The sequence below is a fragment of the Massilia sp. YIM B02769 genome, assembly GCF_030411995.1.
Taxonomy (GTDB): Bacteria; Pseudomonadota; Gammaproteobacteria; order Burkholderiales; family Burkholderiaceae_D; genus Telluria.
Genome location: NZ_JASNRC010000012.1, coordinates 99,225 through 121,536, shown reverse-complemented (window position 1 = coordinate 121,536; position 22,312 = coordinate 99,225). Strand labels below are relative to the sequence as shown.

General features: G+C 66.3%; 20 protein-coding genes and 1 riboswitch. Of the genes, 10 read left to right on the top strand and 10 right to left on the bottom strand.

The features are described 5' to 3' along the window. The first annotated feature begins 84 nt into the window (after window positions 1-84). Window positions 85-2,802 (top strand): EAL domain-containing protein, encoded by a 2,718-nt coding sequence (locus tag QPK31_RS19730; protein WP_290424591.1) that lies wholly within the window; start codon window positions 85-87, stop codon window positions 2,800-2,802. A 64-nt stretch (window positions 2,803-2,866) separates the two neighbouring features. After that, complete coding sequence (locus tag QPK31_RS19725) at window positions 2,867-5,803, top strand: pitrilysin family protein (protein ID WP_290424590.1); 2,937 nt, start codon at window positions 2,867-2,869, stop codon at window positions 5,801-5,803. A 274-nt stretch (window positions 5,804-6,077) separates the two neighbouring features. Here QPK31_RS19725 and QPK31_RS19720 read toward each other — a convergent pair whose 3' ends face one another. Further along, entirely contained in the window at window positions 6,078-8,021 is a 1,944-nt protein-coding gene (locus QPK31_RS19720; protein WP_290424589.1) for a S9 family peptidase, read from the bottom strand. 314 nt (window positions 8,022-8,335) lie between these two features. Between QPK31_RS19720 and QPK31_RS19715 the strand changes: the two genes are divergently transcribed. After that, entirely contained in the window at window positions 8,336-9,535 is a 1,200-nt protein-coding gene (locus tag QPK31_RS19715; RefSeq protein ID WP_290424588.1) for a nuclease-related domain-containing protein, read from the top strand. A gap of 21 nt (window positions 9,536-9,556) precedes the next feature. On the opposite strand, the gene QPK31_RS19710 is transcribed toward QPK31_RS19715, so the two are convergent. The 9 genes from QPK31_RS19710 to glyA all read right to left on the bottom strand — a co-directional run bounded on the left by QPK31_RS19710 (window position 9,557) and on the right by glyA (window position 16,420). Further along, a complete protein-coding gene (locus QPK31_RS19710) occupies window positions 9,557-10,186 on the bottom strand; it encodes a riboflavin synthase (protein WP_290424587.1) in 630 nt (209 codons plus the stop codon). A 13-nt stretch (window positions 10,187-10,199) separates the two neighbouring features. Beyond that, window positions 10,200-11,318 carry a bifunctional diaminohydroxyphosphoribosylaminopyrimidine deaminase/5-amino-6-(5-phosphoribosylamino)uracil reductase RibD gene (gene ribD / locus QPK31_RS19705; protein ID WP_290424586.1) on the bottom strand — a complete coding sequence of 373 codons (1,119 nt, stop codon included), beginning with the start codon at window positions 11,316-11,318 and terminating at the stop codon, window positions 10,200-10,202. Window positions 11,319-11,337: 19 nt separating this feature from the next. Next, entirely contained in the window at window positions 11,338-11,895 is a 558-nt protein-coding gene (locus QPK31_RS19700) for a GspH/FimT family pseudopilin (RefSeq protein ID WP_290424585.1), read from the bottom strand. Next, a complete protein-coding gene (locus QPK31_RS19695; RefSeq protein ID WP_290424584.1) occupies window positions 11,892-12,332 on the bottom strand; it encodes a type IV pilin protein in 441 nt (146 codons plus the stop codon). The genes QPK31_RS19700 and QPK31_RS19695 overlap by 4 nt, the downstream gene beginning before the upstream one ends. A 30-nt stretch (window positions 12,333-12,362) precedes the next feature. Continuing rightward, complete coding sequence (locus QPK31_RS19690; protein ID WP_290424583.1) at window positions 12,363-12,998, bottom strand: PilX N-terminal domain-containing pilus assembly protein; 636 nt, start codon at window positions 12,996-12,998, stop codon at window positions 12,363-12,365. A gap of 7 nt (window positions 12,999-13,005) precedes the next feature. Beyond that, on the bottom strand, window positions 13,006-13,947 hold the full coding sequence (locus QPK31_RS19685) for a PilW family protein (RefSeq protein WP_290424582.1): 942 nt from the start codon (window positions 13,945-13,947) through the stop codon (window positions 13,006-13,008). After that, window positions 13,944-14,495, bottom strand: coding sequence for a type IV pilus modification protein PilV (gene pilV / locus QPK31_RS19680; RefSeq protein WP_290424581.1), 552 nt, complete (start codon window positions 14,493-14,495; stop codon window positions 13,944-13,946). Before pilV ends, QPK31_RS19685 begins: the two co-directional genes overlap by 4 nt. 139 nt (window positions 14,496-14,634) lie before the next feature. Continuing rightward, window positions 14,635-15,093, bottom strand: a complete 459-nt coding sequence (gene nrdR, locus QPK31_RS19675) for a transcriptional regulator NrdR (RefSeq protein WP_229439362.1) — start codon at window positions 15,091-15,093, stop codon at window positions 14,635-14,637. Between the two features lie 79 nt (window positions 15,094-15,172). Further along, window positions 15,173-16,420: a serine hydroxymethyltransferase gene (gene glyA, locus QPK31_RS19670; RefSeq protein WP_290424580.1), complete on the bottom strand. Its 1,248-nt coding sequence runs from the start codon at window positions 16,418-16,420 to the stop codon at window positions 15,173-15,175. A 104-nt stretch (window positions 16,421-16,524) separates the two neighbouring features. Then, window positions 16,525-16,628: riboswitch (ZMP/ZTP riboswitch) on the bottom strand. Window positions 16,629-16,766: 138 nt separating this feature from the next. On the opposite strand from glyA, the gene QPK31_RS19665 reads away from it, so the two are divergent. The 7 genes from QPK31_RS19665 to pal all read left to right on the top strand — a co-directional run bounded on the left by QPK31_RS19665 (window position 16,767) and on the right by pal (window position 22,221). Then, window positions 16,767-17,513 (top strand): SDR family oxidoreductase, encoded by a 747-nt coding sequence (locus QPK31_RS19665; RefSeq protein ID WP_290424579.1) that lies wholly within the window; start codon window positions 16,767-16,769, stop codon window positions 17,511-17,513. 250 nt (window positions 17,514-17,763) lie between these two features. After that, entirely contained in the window at window positions 17,764-18,168 is a 405-nt protein-coding gene (gene ybgC / locus QPK31_RS19660; RefSeq protein ID WP_290424578.1) for a tol-pal system-associated acyl-CoA thioesterase, read from the top strand. A 25-nt stretch (window positions 18,169-18,193) separates the two neighbouring features. Further along, a complete protein-coding gene (gene tolQ, locus QPK31_RS19655; protein ID WP_229439366.1) occupies window positions 18,194-18,877 on the top strand; it encodes a protein TolQ in 684 nt (227 codons plus the stop codon). Between the two features lie 18 nt (window positions 18,878-18,895). Further along, the gene (locus tag QPK31_RS19650; protein WP_290424577.1) at window positions 18,896-19,330 is read left to right on the top strand and encodes a biopolymer transporter ExbD; all 435 of its coding nucleotides are present in this window, start codon (window positions 18,896-18,898) and stop codon (window positions 19,328-19,330) included. A gap of 12 nt (window positions 19,331-19,342) precedes the next feature. Beyond that, entirely contained in the window at window positions 19,343-20,356 is a 1,014-nt protein-coding gene (tolA, locus tag QPK31_RS19645) for a cell envelope integrity protein TolA (RefSeq protein ID WP_290424576.1), read from the top strand. Between the two features lie 37 nt (window positions 20,357-20,393). Next, window positions 20,394-21,659, top strand: coding sequence for a Tol-Pal system beta propeller repeat protein TolB (gene tolB / locus QPK31_RS19640; RefSeq protein ID WP_290424575.1), 1,266 nt, complete (start codon window positions 20,394-20,396; stop codon window positions 21,657-21,659). Window positions 21,660-21,696: 37 nt separating this feature from the next. After that, entirely contained in the window at window positions 21,697-22,221 is a 525-nt protein-coding gene (gene pal, locus QPK31_RS19635; protein ID WP_290424574.1) for a peptidoglycan-associated lipoprotein Pal, read from the top strand. Window positions 22,222-22,312: the final 91 nt, after the last annotated feature.

The window sequence follows — 22,312 nt, the reverse complement described above, 5'->3', positions numbered from 1 at the left end:
CTGCCGCCGTCGCATTTTTGGAGTAGTCATGCCTGTTCCGCCAATCCCTCGTCCGTTCGCCGCCGCAGCCCGGGAGAACGATTGATGGCCACTATTCTCATCGTCGACGACCGCCCCAGCAACCGCGCCTACCTGCTGGCCCTGCTCGGCTTCACCGCCCACCGCCTGCTCGAAGCCGACGACGGCGCCACCGCACTCGACATGGTGCGCGCCCACCGTCCCGACCTGATCATCACCGACATCCTGATGCCGAAGATGGACGGCTACGAGTTCGTGCAGCGCCTGCGCGCCGACCGCGACCTGGCCGCCACCCGCGTCATCTTCTATTCCGCCGTCTACGCCGAGCGCGAGACCCTGGCCATGGCGCGCAGCTGCGGCGTCGAGCGCGTGCTGAGCAAGCCGTCCGATGCCGACGCCATCATGGAGGCGGTGAACGCCGAGCTGATGCTGGCGGGCGCGCTGCCCAGCGCAGCGCCGGCGGCGGCCGAGGCGCCGTCCCCTGTTCCTGCCGCGGCGGCGCCCGCCGACACGCCGGACACCTGCGCCGCGCCTGAAGGCCAGCTGAACGCGCGCCTGGCCGCGCTCGAAGCCTTGTGCCTGCAACTGGTCGGCGAGCGCGAAGTCGACGGCCTGGCCGCCTGCTTCCTGAAAGCGGCCGGCCGTATCCTCTGCGCCGACGGCCTGGCCCTGTGCCTGTTCGAGCGCGACGAGCGCAGCGTGCGCCACCTGAGCGCGCAAGGCCTCGACAGTGCCCTGGTCGCGCCGCACGCCGCCAACGACCTGCGCCTGCCCGGCGCCCTGGTACACGCGCGCGAAGCCCTGCTCCTGAACGCGGGCGAGCCGCTGCTGGCGACCCTGCCGGCGCAGCATCCGCGCCCCGGCGCCTTCCTCGGCCTGGCGGTGCGCGACCTGCAGCACCTGCACGGCTGGATGTACTTCGTGCGCGCGCCCGGCGCCGCCCCCTTCGGCGAAGAAGACCGGCGCTGGGCCGCGGCCCTCGGCGCCCACCTCGCGGTGGCCTATGAAAACCTGAACCTGTACGGGGTGGTGCAGCGCCACGCCGCCCAGCTGCAGCTGGAAGCGACCGCGCGCGCCCGGGCCGACGCCGCCCTGCGCGAGAGCGAACACCGGCTGGAGCTGGCCCGCCAGGTCTTCGACAGCACGCAGGAAGCGATCATGATGACCGACGCCTGCGCCAACATCGTGGCCGTGAACCCCGCCTTCGAGCGCATCACCGGCTACAGCGAGGCCGAGGCGATGGGCCAGAACCCGCGCTTCCTGCGCTCGGGGCGCCAGGACGCCGCGTTCTACCGCGCCATGTGGGACAGCCTGGAACAGCGCGGCCAGTGGCGCGGCGAACTCTGGAACCGGCGCAAGAACGGCGAGATCTTCCCCGAGCACACCAGCATCAGCGCGGTGCGCGACGATGAAGGCAAGCTCACCGCCTACGTTTCCGTGTCGAGCGATTTGTCGGCCCTGAAGGCGGCCCACAACCAGCTCGACTTCCTGTCGAACCACGACGCCCTGACCCAGCTGCCGAACCGCTCGCTGTTCCAGGACCGCCTGCAGCAGTCGATCGCGGCGGCGCGGCGCAGCGGGCGCCAGCTGGCGCTGCTGATGGTGAACGTCGACCGCCTCTCGCGCATCAACGACAGCCTGGGCCACGCCGCCGGCGACGCCCTGCTGCGCGAAGTGGCGCGCCGCGCGAAGGACATCGCCGGCCCGCTCGACACGGTGGCGCGCCTGTCGGGCGACGAGTTCGTGCTGCTGCTCTCGGGCTGCGACGACACCGAGGACATCATCTTCAGTGCGCGGCGCCTGATCGACGCCATCGCCCAGCCGCTGCCGGTGGGCGGACACGACGTGGTGGTCACCGGCAGCGTCGGCATCAGCGTGTTCCCGCGCGATGGCGACGCCCCGGGCGATTTGCTGAAGGCGGCCGACGCCGCGCTGGCGCACCAGAAGGAGGCCGGACGCAACGGCTTCCGCTTCTTCAAGGGCGAGATGAACGACCAGGCGCTGCGCTGGCTGGCCCTGGAAACCCAGCTGCGCCGCGCCATCGGGCGCAACGAACTGGCCCTGCACTTCCAGCCGCAGGTGGCGCGCGGCGACGGCCGCGTGCTCGGCATGGAAGCCCTGCTGCGCTGGCACAGCCCGGAACTGGGGCGCATCCCGCCTTCCGACTTCATTCCGCTGGCCGAGGACACGGGCCTGATCCTGCCGATCGGCGACTGGGTGATCCGCCAGGCCTGCCTGCAGAACAAGGCCTGGCAGGACGCCGGCCTGGCACGCGTGCCGGTGGCGGTGAACGTCTCGGCGCACCAGTTCAAGGCCGGCACCGTGCCCGCCGTGGTGCGCGCGGCGCTGCAGGAATCCGGACTGGAGGCGCGCTATCTCGAGGTCGAGCTGACCGAGAGCGTGATGATGGGCGATACCACGGCCGCCGAGGCCCAGCTGGCCGAACTGCGCGCGATGGGCGTCTCGCTCTCGCTCGACGACTTCGGCACCGGCTACTCCTCGCTCGGCTACCTGTCGCGCTTCTCGCTCGACAAGCTGAAGATCGACCAGGCCTTCGTGCGCAACATCACCCTCGACCAGCGCAGCGCGGCGATCGCCCAGGCCACCATCGCGCTGGCCGAAGGCCTGGCGCTGCGCGTGGTGGCGGAAGGCGTCGAGACCCTGGCCCAGCGCGACTTCCTCGGCCGCATCGGCTGCGACGTCCTGCAGGGCTACCTGTACAGCCCACCGCTGCCGGCGCGCGAGATGCAGGAGCTGTTGCAGGCGGGCCGGGTGGCGCTCTGACGGGTCACCAGGCTTTACAATAGACCTTCGACGCTCATTTACAGAACCCCGTCACGGAATCCCGATGCTCACCCAATTCGTCCGTAGCACCTGTCTCGCCGCTGTCTTTCTCGCCTATCCCTTCGTTGCCGACGCCGCCCCTGCCGCCGCGAAAGCGGCCAAGGCGCCCCAGGCCGCCAAACCCGTCAAACCCATCCAGCTGGATGCACCGATCCCGGTCGGTCCGCAGGTCAAGGTCGGCAAGCTGGCGAACGGCCTGACCTGGTACATCCAGAAGAACGCGCGCCCCGAGCGCCGCGTGGAACTGCGCCTGGTGGTGAAGGCCGGCTCGATCCTCGAGGACGACGACCAGCAAGGCCTGGCGCATTTTGTCGAGCACATGGCCTTCAACGGCACCGCCAACTTCAAGAAGCACGAACTGGTCGACTACCTGCAGTCGATCGGCGTGAAGTTCGGGGCCGACCTGAATGCCTATACCTCGTTCGACGAAACCGTGTATATCCTGCCGATCCCGACCGACAAGCCGGAGAACCTCACGCGCGCCTTCCAGGTGCTCGAGGACTGGGCCCACGGCCTGAGCTTCGAGGATGCCGAGATCGAGAAGGAACGCGGCATCGTGCTCGAAGAGCTCAGGCTCGGCAAGGGCGCCGGCGACCGCATCGGCAAGAAGCTGTACCCGAAGATGTTCAACGGCTCGCGCTACGCCGAACGCCTGCCGATCGGCAAGGAGAACGTGCTGCGCACCTTCCAGCCCGAGACCCTGCGCCGCTTCTACCGCGACTGGTACCGTCCCGATCTGATGGCGGTGGTGGCGGTCGGCGATATCGAGCCTGCCGCGGCCGAAAAGCTGATCCGCGCCCACTTCGGCAAGCTGAAGAACCCGAGCCCGGTGCGCAAGCGCGAGTACGCACAGATCCCGCGCCGCGACGATACCGAGGCGGTGGTGGTCACCGACAAGGAAGCCAGCGGCAACAGTATCCTGATCCGCTATCCGGTGATGCCGGTGCGCGAACCCGACACCGTGCGCGGCTACCGCGAGCAGCTGGTCGAAAGCCTGTTCACCGGCGTGCTGAACCTGCGCCTGGCGGAACTGTCGCAGCAGGCCGAGCCCCCCTTCCTGCGCGGCGGCAGCGCCCTGGGCAAGCTGACGCCCTTCTATAAGGCCTACAGTTCGAGCGCGGCGGTCGGCCCGGGCGGCGCGCCGAAAGCCATCGACGCCCTGGTGCGCGAGAACGAGCGTGCGCGCCAGTATGGTTTTTCCGCCGCCGAACTCGATCGCGCCAAGAAGGACATGATGCGCAGCTTCGAGCGCAGCTACAACGAGCGCGACAAGACCGACTCCGGCTCCTACGTCGGCGAGTACATGCGCAACTTCCTGCAGCAGGAACCGATTCCCGGCATCGCCGCCGAATACGGCTATGCGACCGAGCTGCTGCCCGGCGTGACGCTCGACGAAATGAACGCCTACGCGCGCCGCACCATCCCGGCCGATTCGGGCAAGCTGGTGGTGTACACGGGGATTGCGCGTGCGGACATGCCGCCGCCCGAAGGCGACGCCCTGCTCGCCGCCCTGGCCACGGCCGAGAAGCAGCAGGTCGCGCCGCGCGAGGAAAAGGCGCTCGGCTCGACCCTGATGGCGCAGCCGCCGCAAGCCGGCAGCATCGTCAAGGAGACCCAGGACAAGGCGCTCGGCCTGACCGAACTCACCTTCTCGAACGGCGTCAAGGCGATCCTGAAATCGACCGACTTCCGCAACGACCAGGTGGTGATGAGCGCCGCGCGCTTCGGCGGCCAGAGCCTGTACGGCGACGCCGATATCCTGAACGCGCGCTATGCGAATGCGATCGTCGCCAGCATGGGCCTGAAGGATTATTCGCCGCTCGATCTGTCGCGCGTGTTGGCCGGCAAGGCGGCGGCCGTGACCATGGGCCTGGCCGGCTACAGCGAAATCGTCGGCGCCTCCTCGGGTGCGACCGACATCGAGACCATGCTGCAGATGCTGTGGCTGCGCTTCGACGCCGTGCGCCGCGACGAAGACCTGTTCAAGTCGTTCATCGGCAAGCAGGTGGAAGCGGCGCGCAACCGCCTGGCCCAGCCGGGCGCACGCTTCGGCGACACCCTGATCGCCACGCTGTACAACAACCACCCGCGCGCGCCGCGCCAGCTGCGCCCGGAAGAGTTCTCGCAGATCAGCCTGGACCGCAGCATCGCCATCTACCGCGAACGCTTCTCCAGCGCCAAGGACCTCACCTTCATCATGGTCGGCAGCTTCGACATCGAAAAAGTGAAGCCACTGCTGGCGACTTACCTGGGCAGCCTGCCGACGCCGGATATCCCGACCGCCTACCGCGACGTCGGCCTGCGCCCGGTGAAGGGCGTGGTCAAGCGCGAAGTCCACAGCGGCAGCGAACCGAAGAGCACGATCTCGCTCACCTTCACCGGCGACGCCAGCTTCTCGGAAGCGGAACAGATGCGCATCCAGGCCCTGGTCGAGGTGCTGAACATCCGCATCATCGAAGTCCTGCGCGAAAAGCTGTCGCTGATCTACGGCGGCAGCGCCAGCGCGTCGCTGGGCCGGATTCCGTATGAGAGCTATTCGCTGTCGGTGACCCTGCCGACCGGGCCGGAGAATGTCGACAAGGTGATTGCCGCCACCTTCGAGGAATTCGAGCGCCTGAAACGCGAGGGCCCGAGCGCGGCGGATTTGGCGAAGGTGAAGCAGAACTGGATCCAGAACCACCGCCGCGCGCTGCGCGAGAACGGCTACTGGCTGGGCCGCCTGCAATCGGCGCTGCTGGACGGGACCGATCCGGCGGCGATCCTGACACACGAGGCGCGCGTGCAGGCGCTGGGCGCGGACGAGGTACGGGATGCGGCGAAGCGTTACCTGAATACGGGGAATTACGTGCAGGTGGTGCTGTATCCTGAGAAGGGGGTTGCGGCGCCGGCGGCGAAGGAAGCGTCGGCGAAGGTAGAAGCGCCGGCACCAGCCGCAAACTGATCAAGGCCTGCGGCTTCACCCGTACGGTGGGCACTCCGTGCCCACGCGGTTACGTGCGTATCCTTTTTGCGTTGGCGGTAACGAATCGCCCCGTAGCGCCCGCAAAAATCCGCAACGTTACCGATACGGTTTTCGGTAACGTCAGCGAGCGAACCATCACCGCACGTAGCCAACATCAAACGCACGTAACCGCGTGGGCACGGAGTGCCCACCGTACGGTTACCGCCGCTGCCCCATCACACGCAGGCGCGAGATCAACGCCCCACCAATCGGATCACGGCTTCAAATACTTCTCGAACCACGCCACCGTCCTCCTGCGCTGATCCAGCTGATGCTCCGGCTTGCGGATCGCATGCCCCTCCCCTTCGTAGATCACCAGCGCGGTCGGCACCTTCATCGCGCGCAGGCCGTGCCAGAACTCCATCGACTGCACCGCCGGCGTCTCGACGTCGCGCTCGCCCACGTAGATCAGGGTCGGCGTCCTGGCATCCTTGATCGACTCGATCGGCGAGGCCTTGCGGTACACCGCCGGGTCCTCGTACATGGTGGCGCCGAAGAAGGGCACCATCCACTGGTCGATGCCGTTCTGGCCGTAGTAGCTGATCCAGTTGGCGATGCCCGCACCCGCCACCGCCGCCTTGAAGCGCGTGCTGTGGGTGACGCCCCACATGGTCATGAAGCCGCCGTAGGAGTGCCCCATCAGCCCCAGGCGCTGGCCGTCGATCGGCGCCTGCGCGATGGCCGCGTCGACGCCGGCCAGGATGTCGCGCCAGTCGCCGCCGCCGAAGTCGCGCCGGTTGGCCGAGGTGAACGCCAGGCCCTGGCCATAGCTGCCGCGCGGGTTCGGCATGAACACGTAGTAGCCGCGCTCGACCAGTTCGCGCACCAGCGGATTGGCGGTTTCGCCGGCGCCGACATAGCGCGGCGTGGCGGCCGAGGCCGGGCCGCCGTGCACGATCACCACCATCGGATGCTTGCGCCCGGCCTGCGGCTGGCGCGGGCCGACCAGCCAGCCCTGGCTGCGGTAACCCTCGTTGCTCCAATCGATGCTGCGCGCCGCTACCTGGGGTGCGGCGCCGTCGTTGTCGCGCGTGACCTGGGCCAGTTCGTGGATGCGGCCGGTGGCGATCCAGGGCGCCTTCTCATACGTCTCGAACACCGACACCGCCGCGCCGCCATCCGCGCTGAATACGATGCGGCCGTCGCGCGAGCCGCTGGCCGTGACCGCGCCGGACCACAGGCTGCGCGTGCTGCGCGCCTGCGGATCGACGGCGACGATTGCCATCCGGTCGCCCTGCAGGCTGGAGGCGACCAGGCCGCTCCCTTTCCATGCCAGGCCGTTGAACGAGCCGGCGTAGTTGGGCGTGACGTCGACCGGCTCGCCACCGGCAAATGGCACCGTAAAGATGTCGCCGCCGACCGAGCCGAAGTCGCTCATCAGCCCGCCGACAAAGGCCACCGTGCGCCCGTCCGGCGACACATGCGGCAGGCTGACCTGCATCTTCGGCGCGGCAACGATGCGCAGCGCGCCGCTGGCGGCATCCACGTGGCCGAGCGTGGCCACCCACCAGTTGTTGTCGCCGTTGCCCTGCGCGCTGGTGGCGATGAAACCCTTGCTGTCGGGCGTCCAGTCGTATTCGTAGACATAGGCGCCGTCGGGCGAGACCATGCGCGCCTCGCCGCCGCCTGCCGGGACGATGGCGATGCGCTGGGCATCCTCGTTGACGCCGATTTCGCCGACCAGGCGCTCGCCGGCTTCGACGGCGCCGGTCTGCTTCTTCGCGCCGACGGTGGCCAGGAAGGCGATGCGGCTGCCGTCCGGCGACCAGCGCGCCGTGTTGGCCACGCCCTGGATCGTGGCCGCAAGCGCCGGCCGGCCGCCGCGCACCACCCACAAAGTGGCGCTGCCGGCCTGCGCGTCGGCGCCGATGAAGGCCAGGCTCTGGCGGTCCGGCGACCAGCTGGGGAAATCGTAGGAACAGCTGGCGCAAGGGTCGTACTCGGCCGTCACCTTGCCATTGCTGGCGTCGCGCACGACGATGCGCGCATGCGGACGCTGGCCAGGGCCGCCGGCATCGGATTCGATGGCGGCGATGCGTTCGCCGCCCGCCGTGATCGCGACCGAGCGATAGTCGCGTAAAGGGGCCGCGCCGGCCAGGCTGGCGCCGAGTACGGCGCCGGCGCCCATCGCCACGGCAAGGGACTTCGATAATTTCATTGTTCTCCTCCTCGTTGGCCGCCCTGCGAGCGTGTGAATACATCGCCATGGCTGCGTTGCATCGTCTCGCCGTACGCTCGTACTGTCTTCGACTCTGCGCCTTGCCCTGGCGATGTATTCACACGCTCTGTGCACGGGATATGCGCGGACTGGCTCGTCTTTGTTGACCTGGCGCAGTCTACGCGACATCGTCTGAGTTCGCCGCGCAACATTTTCCATGCAAGCCGCATGATTTTGCCTTGAAGCAAGGAAATATCATGATGGCCGCCCGCGCCGCCGCTACACTTCGCGGGTGAACCGAGCGGGAGACGCGCATGATCTACAAAGATACCGACAACAAGGACGCGGTCATCGCGATCCTGGAAAAGATGCTGACGCTGGCCGGCGCGGATAAAAAGGCGCTGATCGAACGCGAGCTGCGCATCATGCGCGCCGGCGTGAAGGGCGAACGCGAATCGGCCTACCTGATCGACTTCCACCTGAAGGATTCGACGCGCACGGCCGTGGTCCACGACCTGCGCCTGGTGCTCGACGATGGCCGCGTGGCCCAGATCGACCACCTGCTGATCCACCGCACGCGGCGCATCTACATCCTCGAAACCAAGCATTTCGCGCACGGCGTGAAGATCACCGAACAGGGCGAATTCCTGCGCTGGAACGACTGGAAGAAAACCTATGAGGGCATGCCCTCGCCGCTGGCCCAGAACGAGCGCCATGCGCTGGTACTGCGCAAGGTGCTGGAATCGCTGGGCCTGGGCGAGTCGCCGATCGAGACCCTGGTGCTGGTCGCGCCGGACGCGCGTATCGACCGCCCGCGCAAATTCGATACCTCGCAGGTGGTCAAGGCCGACCAGTTCATGGAACGCCTGGGCAAGTCGCTGGAAGGCGCGCCGGTGTTGACGGCACTCAGCGGCCTGCTGAAGAACACGGTGTCGGATTCGATCGGCGACATCGCGAAGAAGCTGGTGGCGCTGCACCGGCCCTCGACCTCGGACTACATGGCGCGCTTCGGCGTGCAGCGCGAGGCGCTGGTGCGGGCGGCGCCGGCCGCGGCAGGGTCGGCTTCTACTGCCTCGGCCCCCGCGGCGTCGGCTTCGGCGGCCCCTGCACCCGCTGCGCCGCCACGTGCTCAGTCGCGGTCGGCGCCCGCGCAGCCGGAACCGGCGCTGGCCACCGCAGCCCCGTCACGAAGCGGGCCGCGGGTCGTGATCCTGCCGAAAGGCAGCGCCGCCGCGCCTTCGGTCCAGGGCACCGCCTCCACGCATGCGGCGGCGAGCATCGATACAGCAGCGCAGCCTCACGCCTGCCGCAGCTGCGGCAGCGCGGCCCTGTCCATCGTCTGGGGAAAATACGGCTACTACTTCAAGTGCGGCGACTGCAGCGGCAACACGCCTTTCAGCGTGGGCTGCGGCGGCGCCGACCACAAGGAACGCATCCGCAAGGATGGCCGCCATTTCTACCGCGAGTGCGCGGACTGCGGTACCAGCGCGCTCTACTTCACCAACCCGCAATAACACGGGTTCGCGCAAGCGGCTTCAGACCTTCGAAGCCGACAGCATGCGCTCGACGTAGCGCGCGATCAGGTCGATCTCGAGGTTGACCTGGCTGCCTGCGCGCAGGTGCTTCAGTGTCGTGACCTCGATGGTGTGCGGGATCAGGTTGATCGAGAAGCGGCACACCTTGGCGCCGTTCGCTTCCAGGTCTTCCACGCGGTTGACGGTCAGCGAGACGCCGTTCACCACCACCGAGCCCTTGTAGGCCAGGAACTTGGCCAGTTCCTGCGGCGCGTCGATCACCAGTTCGTGCGATTCGCCGACCGGCGCGAAGCTGTGCACCGTGCCCAGGCCGTCGACGTGGCCCGACACCAGGTGGCCGCCCAGGCGCTCGGCCAGGGTCAGGGCTTTTTCCAGGTTGACTTCGCCGGCGGCGTCCAGGCCGGCGGTCTTGTTCAGGCTTTCGCGCGAGACGTCGACGGCGAAGCTGCTGCCGGTCTTGGCGACGACCGTCATGCAGGCGCCGTTGATGGCGATCGAGTCGCCCAGGATGACATCGCCCAGCGGCAGGCTGCCGGCGTCGATTTCCAGGCGCACGCCCGCGTCATGTCCACCCGCCAACGGCGAGACCGAAGTGATGTTGCCGACAGCGGCGACGATTCCAGTAAACATACGGCTTGATTCCTCAGGTTGATTCTTGGGGTTGTTCTTGTTGTTCGAAGCGCGCCAGGATGCGCAGGTCGGCGCCGACCTGGCTGACGCCATGAAAACGCAATGCATATTTGTCGGCCAGGCGCGCCAGGGCGGGCAGTGCGAACATGCCCTGCCCGGCGCCGATCAGGCTCGGGGCCAGGTAGACCAGCAGCTCGTCGACGCAGCCTTCGCGCACCAGCGAGGCGTTCAGTTTCGAGCCGGCTTCGACGTGGACTTCGTTGATCTCGCGCCGGCCGAGTTCGCGCATCAAGGCCGGCAGGTCGACCTTGCCGGAAGCGTTGGGCAGCAGGATGATCTCGTGCCCGGCATCACGCAGCTTCTGCGCCTTGTCGCCATCGTCGACGGCCGCGACGATCCAGCAAGGCTCGCCCTGCAGGATGCGCGCATCGAGGTCGATGTCGAGCCGGCTGTCGACGATCACGCGGCGCGGCTGGCGCGGCGTGTCTATTCCGCGCACCGTGAGTTGCGGATCGTCCGCCTTGACCGTGCCGATGCCGGTCAACATCACGCAGGCGCGTGCGCGCCAGGCATGGCCGTCGGCACGCGCTTGCGGCCCGGTGATCCACTGGCTTTCGCCGTTGTCGAGCGCCGTGACGCCGTCCAGGCTGGCCGCCGTCTTCAGGCGCACCCAGGGCAGGCCCTGGCGCATGCGCTTGAAGAAGCCGATGTTCAGTTCATGGGCTTCGTTCGCCAGTTCGCCCATCGCCACCGCGATGCCGGCCGCTTCCAGCTGGGCCATGCCGCGCCCCGCCACCAGCGGATTCGGGTCGCCCATCGCCGCCACCACGCGTCCCAATCCGGCCTGCACCAGCGCGTTCGAGCACGGCGGCGTGCGGCCATAATGGCTGCAGGGTTCGAGCGTGACGTAGGCGGTGGCGCCGCGTACGTCATTGCCGCGCGCGGCGGCGTCGCGCAGGGCCTGGATCTCGGCATGGGCCTGGCCGGCCGGCTGGGTGTGGCCGGCGCCGATCACCTCGCCGTCACGCACGATCACGCAGCCGATACGCGGGTTCGGCGCGGTGATGGTCATGCCTTTCGCGGCCCATTCCAGGGCCAGCGCCATGCCTTCGGTATCGGTCTTGATCTGCACTGTATTCAATGAAAGTCGTTCACGAAGGCGCTTCCGCTCCTTCGCAGTTGTCGTCGCGCCGCGGGTCGCACACGCGGGCGCGGCCCAGCATGTTGATTTTAATACGCCGGATCGCGCTGCCGTAGAACAGCGACAGCGTGCCCCAGCGCGCCGAGGCGCTACTGGTGTCGCTGCAACTGCGTCCGGCGCCATTGTAGGCGATGTAATACGGCGCTGCAGGACTCGTGAAGGCAAACACGGAAGCAACGCCGCTCGGCAGCGGCCCATGCACGGCGATGATGTCGTCCGGCGCGCTGGGCGCGCCATCGCCGTCGCGGTCGGCGAACACGGTCCAGCCCTGCGCCCATTGCGTGCCCTCGGGGTCGCGCGGCACCACCGTCACGCGCTCGTTGCGCGCCATCGCCTGCGCGCGCGCGAGATTGATCGCACCGAACAAATCGTTGGTGGCGCTGCGCACCTGCTGGGCATGCACCAGGGACTGCAGGTTGGGCAGGCCGAGCGCCAGCAGGGTCGCCGCGATCGCCGTCACGATGATGAGTTCGGGCAGCGTCATGCCGCGCTGTGGCAACCCCTTCATGGCCAGCAGCGTGCCGAGGTGCCGCTGGCGCCCTGCTCGCCGCTGCTGCGCATGCTGAGCGTGCCGCATTCGCTGTCGCTGTAGCTGGCGTCGACATTCGCCGTTCCGGGCCTGGCCACGATCTCGACGCAGTCGCGCAGCGCATTGCCCGCACAAGCCTGGGCCTCGAGTTCGTAGGCGCTCTCGACAGCACGGCTGCCCGACCACCAGCGCTGGCCCTCGACCGGCTCGGCGGCCGAGAAAGCGACATAGGTATGGTGCAGCGAATGATGGCGCTCCTGCTGCTGCATGGCGTCGATCAGCGCCACCTGCCCTTCGATCCGGCGCATCTTCGCCAGGTGGTCCGTATAGCCGGGATAGGCGACCGCTGCCAGGATGGACAGGATCAGCAGCACGACCATCGTTTCGATCAGGGTGAAGCCGGGACTGCGGTACATCGTCGTTCTCCTTGGGTTGATGGATGGATGTCAGAAGGTCGCGGCATGCAACTCGGGCCAGTTGGCGACTTCGCGCCAGCCCAGGCGTTTTGCGGGCGCAGTCGCGTTCGCGCGCCGGTAATAGCTTTGCAGGACCACGCGTGTGGCGTCGCTGGCGCCGAAGCCGATGGCGGTGATGCGGTAGACCGGGTCGGCGCCCGGGTGTTCCAGCAGCTCGACGATGTAGCGCGGCGGCCGGGACGGCAGCAGGCCGGCGCCGGTGGGCAGCGTAGCGCCGGTGAAGCGGCCGTATTCGACGGACAGCGGCCCCGCAAGATCAAGCGCCTGCCAGGCCGGAACGCCGGGCGCGGGAACGAGACGGCACAGTCCCGCATGCTCGCCCGCTCCCGCGCACCCGGTGATGAAGGCGCCGGTATCCGCCGCGACGAAGATCGCGGTACGCGGCGACGCCGGCCCTGCCGCACCGGCGATATCGCGCTCGGCGTCATACAGCGCCACCTCTGCCGACTGGTGTGCGATATGGCGGTCGCGCTCGTAGCGTGCCGACTTGACGGCGGCCAGCGACGCCCGGGTACTCGAGGCGGACATCATCAGCACGGCCAGCATCAGGAACAGCACCGTGACGAGCGCCGCGCCCTGCTCGCGTGTGGATCGGGGGTTGCGCATGGCAGGCTCAGGGAAGGACCGTGCCCGCCGCATAGACGGCCGTGAAGAGGCGCCGGATACGCGGACCTTCGCGGCCGGACAGCGCGGTTTCGGGCAGGCTGACACCGAGGTCGGTGCTCCCATGCGCATCGCTGTACTCCTGCCCGAACAGTTCATGGCTGGCCGGCGCCATGACGCCGGTGGATGGCCGCTCGCCATGCAGCAACAAGGCGACTCTCACGCTCGTTATCCGCTTCCACCAGGTCTTGGCATGCCGGTCCGCCTCCAGGTCGGCCGGCGTGGCGCCGCTCAGGGACAGCGCCGCATCCAGCGCATTCAGGGCGCTGGCGTTCAGGTAGCGGTTGGCGACGCCGTCGCGCGGGGTGTCGGTGTCGATGCCGTACAGGACCTGGAAGCCATCCACGCCGGCCACCACCGCATCCGCGCCCCAGCTGGTGGTGCCGCGGTACTTGCAGCGCAGTTCGCTCTGGCCATCGCCATTGCGCGCGACATAGAAGATGCTCCAGCCGTCTTCCAGTTCGTGCACCGGAAAGCCCGCGCAGTTGAGCACACTGCCATCACCGTCCGGCCCCGCGCCGGCGCCGCTGTAGCGCACGGCCAGCACGTCGCTGTGGTTCACGCTGGCGGGCAGCGGGCTGTCGATGCCGAAGCTGGTCTTGTTGATCGTCTGGCTGTCGAGACCGAGCAGCGCCGCCGGCGTAGCAGGCGCCGGCCCCGCCGCCCCCAGGCGCTCCCAGTCGGCAAAGGCGCCCTGGCGCACCGCGCGGCCGATGACCTCGAGGGCATAGCGGCCGCTGTCGTCGATCGCGGCGGCATCGGCATGGCCGACATAGGACGCGTTCGACCCGACCAGCAAGGTGGAGCCGGCCAGCAGCACGCCCAGGCCGAGCGACATCGCCACCAGCAGCTCGGCCAGGCTCATGCCGTGCTGATGCCGTCGGGCGCTCATCCCGGCACCACCATCGTGACAAACGCCTGCGCGCCGCTTGTCGGCTGGCCCTGCCGGGCATGCATGCGCCAGCCCAGCTTGATGACGATGGGCGCCGAGGCCGAGCTTACGCAATCCCAGTCGGGCGCCTGCAAGGCCGGGTTCCAGACCGTGGCGTCGCGGCAGACCGCGATACGGCCGCCGGGGAAAGCCTCGCGCACAAGACGCACTGTCTCATACAGGTCGAACCAGGCCAGGCTGGCGGCGTCGCAGTCGGCGCCGCCGAAGCACTGCACGGGCGGCGCGTCGGGGTCGCCGTCGTCCGCGTCGTAGTCGAGCTGGAGGTAGGGATTGGCACTGTCGGGCAGCGCCATTTGCGCAGGATTGGCGAGCATGCGCGCCGACAGCGAGGCGGCCAGTTGCACGGCTTCGGATTCGAGCGCCGCCTGTTCGCGCAGGCGCGCCACGGTCGATTGCGTTGCCGCCGCACCGATGGCGCCGACGGCGAGGAGGAACATCGCGACCAGTACTTCGGCCAGCGTAAAGCCCTTGGCACCACAGCGTTGCACGGCCACCTCCACAGGTTCGACACGCGGGAATTCGCGCGAGCTGTGAAGTTATCAGGGGGTCAAGGTGCGCCCATGCGGTCGCTCAAGCGTGTGCGCTTGCCAAAGATGCGTACACCAGGGTCCCGAAGGACCGAAGATGTTATTTGCGTGGATGCCCGACTTCGGCCAGCGCCTGCTGGAACTCGGCGAGGTCCTTGAAGTCTTTATAGACGGAGGCGAAGCGGATGTAGGCGATCTCGTCGAGCCGCTTGAGTTCCTGCATCACCAGTTCACCGACGTAACCGGTATCGACTTCGCGCCGGCCGCTGGTCAGCAGCTTTTCCTCGATCGAGGCGACGGCGGCGTCGATGGCCTCGGCCGACACGGGCCGCTTGCGCAGGGCCAGCATCAAACTGCCGCGCAGCTTGCTGGAAGCGAATTCGGTGCGGCTGCCGTTTTTCTTGACGATGATCGGCATCGACAGTTCGATGCGTTCGTAGGTGGTGAAGCGCTTGTCGCATTGCACGCAGCGGCGGCGGCGGCGGATGGCGTCGCCTTCCTCGGATACGCGCGTATCGAGGACCTGGGTATCTTCATGCTGGCAGAACGGACATTTCATGGGGCGCCGATGTGAAACTTGACCGAGAAAGGCGGCGCAAGCCGGCGCCGCCCTTCCCTCATACTCTACTACTACTTCTTTACGCTGCGTAGACCGGATACTTGTCGGTCAGGACCTTCACTTCCGCCTTCACGCGCTCGATGGTGGCGGCGTCGTGCGGGTTGTCCAGCACGTCGGCGATCAGGTGGCCCACTTTCGTCGCGTCTTCTTCCTTGAAGCCGCGGGTGGTAAAGGCCGGGCTGCCCAGGCGGATGCCTGAGGTCACGAACGGCTTCTGCGGGTCGTTCGGGATGCCGTTCTTGTTGCAGGTCATGTGTGCCTGGCCCAGGATTGCTTCGGCTTCCTTGCCGGTCAGGCCCTTGGCGCGCAGGTCGACCAGCATCACGTGCGACTCGGTACGGCCCGACACGATGCGCAGGCCGCGTTCGATCAGCGCGTTGGCCAGGGCCTTGGCGTTCTTCACGACTTGCTGCTGGTAAGCCTTGAATTCCGGCGACAGCGCTTCCTTGAACGCCACCGCTTTACCGGCGATCACGTGCATCAGCGGACCGCCCTGGATGCCAGGGAAGATCGCCGAGTTGATGGCCTTTTCGTGCTCGGCCTTCATCAGGATGATGCCGCCGCGCGGGCCGCGCAGCGATTTGTGCGTGGTCGAGGTGACGAAGTCGGCGAACGGCACCGGGTTCGGGTACTCGCCCGCGGCGATCAGGCCGGCGTAGTGGGCCATGTCGACCATGAACCAGGCGCCGACTTCCTTGGCGATCTTCGCGAAGCGCTCGAAGTCGATGCGCAGGGCGAAAGCGGATGCGCCGGCGATGATCATCTTCGGCTTGTGCTCGCGCGCCAGGCGCTCCATGGCCTCGTAGTCGATGTCTTCCTGCTCGGTCAGGCCGTAGGAGATGACGTTGAACCATTTACCCGACATGTTCAGCGCCATGCCGTGGGTCAGGTGGCCGCCTTCGGCCAGCGACATGCCCATGATGGTGTCGCCGGGTTTCAGCATGGCGAAGAACACGCCCTGGTTTGCCTGCGAGCCCGAGTTCGGCTGGACGTTGGCGGCTTCCGCGCCGAACAGTTGCTTGACGCGGTCGATCGCCAGCTGCTCGGCGACGTCGACGTATTCGCAGCCGCCATAGTAGCGCTTGCCCGGATAGCCTTCGGCGTACTTGTTGGTCAGCTGCGAACCTTGCGCCTGCATCACGGCCGGCGAGGTGTAGTTTTCCGACGCGATCAGCTCGATGTGATCCTGCTGTCGGGTGTTTTCCTTCTGAATCGCATCCCACAGTTCCGGGTCAACATTGGCCAGCGTGTGATCTTTTGCAAACATGAACAAAACTCCAATCGATAAGAGAACCAGACAGGCAGAGCCGGATCGGCGGGAAGCCCGGACGCAACCGGCCGCGCGGCAGCATGCTGCGGCGCGTGCACATTGTCGGCTGCCCAGGCGAACGGCGGATGAGGTCTCACGCTCCACGGTGGGTATCCACCTTGCCATGTATCGGAACACATGGTTTTCGCCAGTCACGTGAGACGCAAATGGAGCTCGGATTGTATGTGATGCGCCCTTTTAGGGCAAGGAAACCGCCGACCTGGCCCCAACTGGCCTTAAAGGCCGGGCAACATGGTCGTTTCGGCTACAATCACCGGGTTCAGCCAACCCGAGGAACCCCATCATGATCGTTTTCATCACCGGCGCATCGGCCGGCTTCGGCGCCGATATGGCGCGCACTTTCGTCCGCAACGGCCACCAGGTCGTGATGGCGGCGCGCCGCAAGGACCGCCTCGACGCCCTCGCTGCCGAGCTGGGCGAATCGGCGCTGCCGGTGGAAATGGACGTGACCGACAAGGCCTCGATCGAGGAAGCGCTGGCCCTGCTGCCGCAATCCTGGCGCCCGATCGACGTGCTGATCAACAACGCCGGCCTGGCGCTCGGCACCTCGCCGGCCCATGAAGCGCCGCTCGAAGACTGGGAAACCATGATCGCCACCAATTGCCAGGGCCTGGTGACGATGACCCGCGCGATTTTGCCGGCGATGGTCGAGCGCGGCAGCGGCCTGGTCATCAACCTGGGCTCGGTGGCCGGCCATTACCCTTACCCGGGCGGCAACGTGTACGGCGCCACCAAGGCCTTCGTGGAACAGTTCACCCTGAATTTGCGCGCCGATCTGGTGGGCACCGGCGTACGCGCCACCAACCTGGCGCCGGGCCTGTGCGGCGGCACCGAATTCTCGAACGTGCGCTTCAAGGGCGACGACGCGGCGGCCGCGAAAGTGTACGAAGGCACGACCCCGCTGACGGCCCAGGATATCGCCGAGACCGCCTACTGGATCGCCACCCTGCCGCCGCACATCAATGTGAACCTGATCGAATTGATGCCGACTTGCCAGGGATTCTCGCCGTTCAACATCAAGCGCGCGTAGGGTGGATGGCTTTGCCATCCACCCTACATATGCACGCCGTGCGCCCCACCTTCGATAATTGTGAGAAAGTGTTACAGTTGTTGTCTTGACAGGGTTGCATCTCGTCTACTACCACTGAAATCCTGGCAATCATCCTGACAAGTCAGCAGCATGCGCCATGGTGCGCTTTCCGATCCGTCATGTGCGCTAGAGTACATATGCGGAGTTGAATAGCGTAAAATGTTTCCTATTATCATTTATGGCTTGTAGCATGCCCTCCGTTTTCACCTGGCCTGTCCGGGTCTATTACGAAGACACCGACGCCGGCGGCATCGTGTTTTACGCGAATTACCTGAAGTTCTTCGAACGCGCGCGCACCGAATGGCTGCGCGCGGCGGGTATTGGCCAACAAGACCTGATCGAGTCGGACAACGCCGGCTTCGTGGTGAAAAGCGCGACCATCGACTACCACGCTCCGGCGCGCCTGGACGACGAGATCACGCTGACCCTGGCCATCGAAAAGCTTGGCCGCGCCTCGGTGCAGTTCGCGCAAAAGGCCTACAAAGGCGACCAGTTGCTGGTCGAAGCCAGCGTCAAGGTTGGCTGCGTCGACCTCGCGTCTGTACGTCCGCGCTCGCTCCCCGACCACGTGGCTGATAAAATGCGTGCCGCTTGAATAAACCGACAATATTGCTCAACCGATGACCCCGACCCACGACCTTTCCTTTATCGCCCTGATCAGTAACGCGCACATCCTGGTGCAGCTCATCATGCTGTTGCTGTTGCTGCTGTCGGTCTTCTCGTGGTCCTATATCTTCCGCAAGCTGTTCGCGATCCGTGCGGCGCGTCGCCAGACCGAACAGTTCGAGCGCAGCTTCTGGGCCGGCGGCAACCTGCACACCCTGCACCAGAGCGCCAGCGCCCAGCGCGACCAGAGCGGCGCTCTGGCCCGCATCTTCGAAGCCGGCATGGGCGAGTTCATCAAGGGCAAGCAAGCCTCGCGCGACGCCCTCGACATGGGCGCGGTGCTCGACGGCGCCCGCCGCGCCATGCGCGCCGCCTTCCAGCGCGAACTCGACGCCCTCGACCTGCACCTGAACTTCCTGGCCTCGGTCGGTTCGGTCTCGCCTTACATCGGCCTGCTCGGCACCGTGTGGGGCATCATGAACGCCTTCCGCGGCCTGGCGAATGTCCAGCAAGCGACGCTGGCCGTCGTTGCGCCCGGCATTGCCGAAGCCCTGATCGCCACCGCCATCGGCCTGTTCGCCGCGATCCCGGCCGTCGTCGCCTACAACCGCTTCACCCACGACATCGACCGCCTGGCGATCCGCTTCGAAAGCTTCGTCGAGGAATTCTCGAACATCCTGCAGCGCCAGTCGCGCTGATCGGCAGGAGGAACCGACATGGCCTATTCCGGCAGCAGCATGCGCAGCGGGCGCCGCAGCAAACTGAAATCCGAGATCAACGTCGTGCCCTACATCGACGTGATGCTGGTGCTGCTCATCATTTTCATGGCAGTCCCGGCCAACGAAACGCCGAACGTGGTCAACCTGCCGCGCGCCGAGAAATCGACGCTGCCGCCGGACACCTACATCCAGATCTCGATCAAGCCGAACGCGGAACTGTCGATCGGCGTGCACGGCAAGGCATCGACGCCGGCGGAAAACATGGACAACCGCGCCGCCCTGCTCGCCCGCCTGCGCGCCCTGCACGAGGAGAATCCGGACTATCCGGTCCTGATCGCCGGCGACCGCGAAAGCAAGTACGAAGAAGTGATCGAGATGATCTCGGAAGCGAAGAAGATGGGCATCGCCCGCGTTGGCCTAGCCACCCAGTAAAGAGTCATGCCTGTGAAGCCAGCTTCCCCCGGCGCCCCGTACACGGTGCCGCCCGAACCAAGCCGCACGCCAGCGATCCTGCTGGCGGTGGCGGTGCACGTCCTGCTGCTGGCCTTCCTGTACTTCGGCATCAGCTGGCAGAGCAAGACCCCGATTTCGGTCGAGGCCGAAGTATGGGACATGAAGGTCGAGACCGCGGCCGCACCGCCGCTGCCGGCGCCGGTGGTCGAACCTGAGCCGGAACCCGAGCCGGAACCCGAGCCGACGCCTGCGCCGCCACCGCCACCGCCACCGGTGCCGAAGGTGGTCGAGCCGGAACCGGTGAAGCCGGCCGCACCGGACATCGCCCTGCAGCGCGAGAAGGAACGCAAGCTGGAGCAGGCGAAGAAGGAACGCGAGCGCGAGATCGCGGAAAAGAAAGAACGCGAAGAACAGAAGCGCAAGGAGCTGGCCGAGGAAAAGCGCCGCGAGGAAGCGAAGGAACGCGAAGAGCAGAAGAAACGCGAACTGGCCGAGCAAAAGAAAAAAGAAGAAGAGAAAAAGAAAGAGGACGAGAAAAAGCTGGCTGCCGAGAAAGCGGAAAAAGCCGAAGCCGACAAGAAGAAGAAACTCGCTGCCGAAAAGGCCGCGAAGGCAAAAGCCGAAGCCGCCGAAAAGGCCCAGCTGGATAAACTGCGCGACCTGGAACTCAAGCGCATTGCCGGCGCCGCCGGTTCGACCGGAAATGCGCAGAAATCGAGCGCACCGAAACTCGACAGCGGCTACCAGGCAGCGATTGCGGCCAAGGTCAAGAGCAATACGGTCTACAACGGAGACGAACCGGGTAATCCAACGGTGGAATTCCGTATCGAGCAGCTGCCGACCGGCGAAATCCTGTCGGTGCGCAAGACCAAGAGCAGCGGCGTGCCGGCCTTCGACGAAGCCGTGGAAAGGGGCATTATCAAATCGTCACCACTACCAAAGAAAAAAGATGGTACGGTAGAACGAACTTTCCCACTTGTCTTCAAGTTAAAAGATTTGCAGTGACCTCGTCACCAACCAGTATTCAAGTATTGAGAGGCCCATGAAGAAACTACATACCATTCTGTTCAGCGTATCGCTCCTGATGGGCAGCGCCGCGCATGCACAATTCCGCGTCGAGATCGCGGGCGTCAGCAGCACCCAGATTCCGGTTGCCGTCGCCGCCTTTGCCGACGAAGGCGTGGCGCCCGACCAGGTATCGGCCATCATCCGCGCCGACCTCGAACGCAGCGGCGTGTTCAAGGTGATCGACGCCGGCCAGGTGATCAGCGACAGCGCGAACATCGACGCCGGCGCCTGGAAGGCACGCGGCGCCGACGCCCTGGTGGTCGGCAGCGTCTCGCGCCAGCCGGACGGCCGTTTCGCCGTACGCTATAAACTGCTCGATACCGTCAAGGGCGGCCAGTTGTCGGCCCTGGGCGGCGAAGTGCAGCCGCGCTATACCCGCCTGCAAGCGCACCGCATTGCCGACGACGTGTATGAAAAACTCACCGGCGTGCGCGGCATTTTCTCGACCCGCATCGCGTATGTGAAAGAAAACCGCGCCGGCCGCAATTACGCGCTGGCCGTGGCCGATTCCGACGGCGAAAACGAAATCATCGCGGTACAAGGCCGCGAGCCCATCATTTCGCCATCGTGGTCGCCGGACGGCGGCAAGGTCGCCTACGTTTCCTTCGAAGACCGCAAGCCTGTCATCTACATGCAGGACCTGGTGACCGGCAAGCGCCGCGTGATCGCCAACGAAAAAGGCAGCAATTCGGCGCCGAGCTGGTCGCCGGACGGCAGCAAGCTGGCCATCGCCCTGTCGAAATCGGGCAGCTACCAGGTGTACATCGTGAATGCCGACGGTTCCGGCCTGCGCCGCCTGTCGACCAGCAATGGCATCGACACCGAGCCGCAATTCTCGGCCGACGGCCAGACCATTTATTTCACGAGCGACCGCAGCGGCGGTCCGCAAATCTACAAGATGAGCGTGAATGGCGGCAATGCCACCCGCGTCACCTTCAACGGCAGCTATAACATCAGCCCGCGCGTGGCTCCGGACGGCAAGACCCTGGCCTGGATCTCGCAGCGCGACGGCGGATATTCCCTCTTTGCGATGGACCTGGCCAGCGGCCAGGAACTGCGCCTGGCCGATGGGGCCACCGAACCGAGTTTTTCGCCTAACGGCAAGTACATCATGTATGCGAACAAAGGCGGCGGGCGTACTGCGCTGGCCGTGGTTTCGGTGGATGGACGGGTCAAGCAACGTTTGACCACCAAAGCGGGAAACATTCGGGAGCCCAGCTGGGGTCCCTTCATGAAGTAATAGCAGCACATCACTAACCAAGACCAGGAGAGAACCCATGCGCAATACCAAGAGCCTCGCATTCATCATCGCCTCCGCTGCCCTGCTGGCAGCGTGCAAAACCCCAGTGCCGGACGCACCAGCGCCAGTCGTCGAAAAGTCGCCTGAGCCAGTCGCCGCCGCCGCCGACCCACGTGACGTGCGTCCGATCGAGACCCCAGCCGTCGACCCGCTGGACGATCCGAAAGGCGTGCTGGCCAACCGCAGCGTCTACTTCGACTTCGACAGCTACGTCGTGCGCGAAGACGGCAAGCCGGTCGTCGCCAACCATTCGGGCTACCTGACCAAGAACCAGGGCCGCAAAGTCCTGATCCAGGGCAACACCGATGATCGCGGCGGCACCGAATACAACCTGGCCCTGGGCCAGAAGCGCGCCGAAGCCGTCCGCCGCTCGATGGCATCGCTGGGCGTTGCCGAGAACCAGATGGAAGCCGTCTCGCTGGGCGAAGAAAAGCCGAAGGCAAGCGGTTCGGGCGAAGCCGCCTGGGCTGAAAACCGTCGCGCCGACATCGTTTATCAGTAATCCTGTCGCGTCCGGGTCGGATTAAGACCCGGTTAATTGACAGCGGGGCGGGTGCAGTGCAGACTGCAACCCGCCCCGTTTTCCTTTGCCC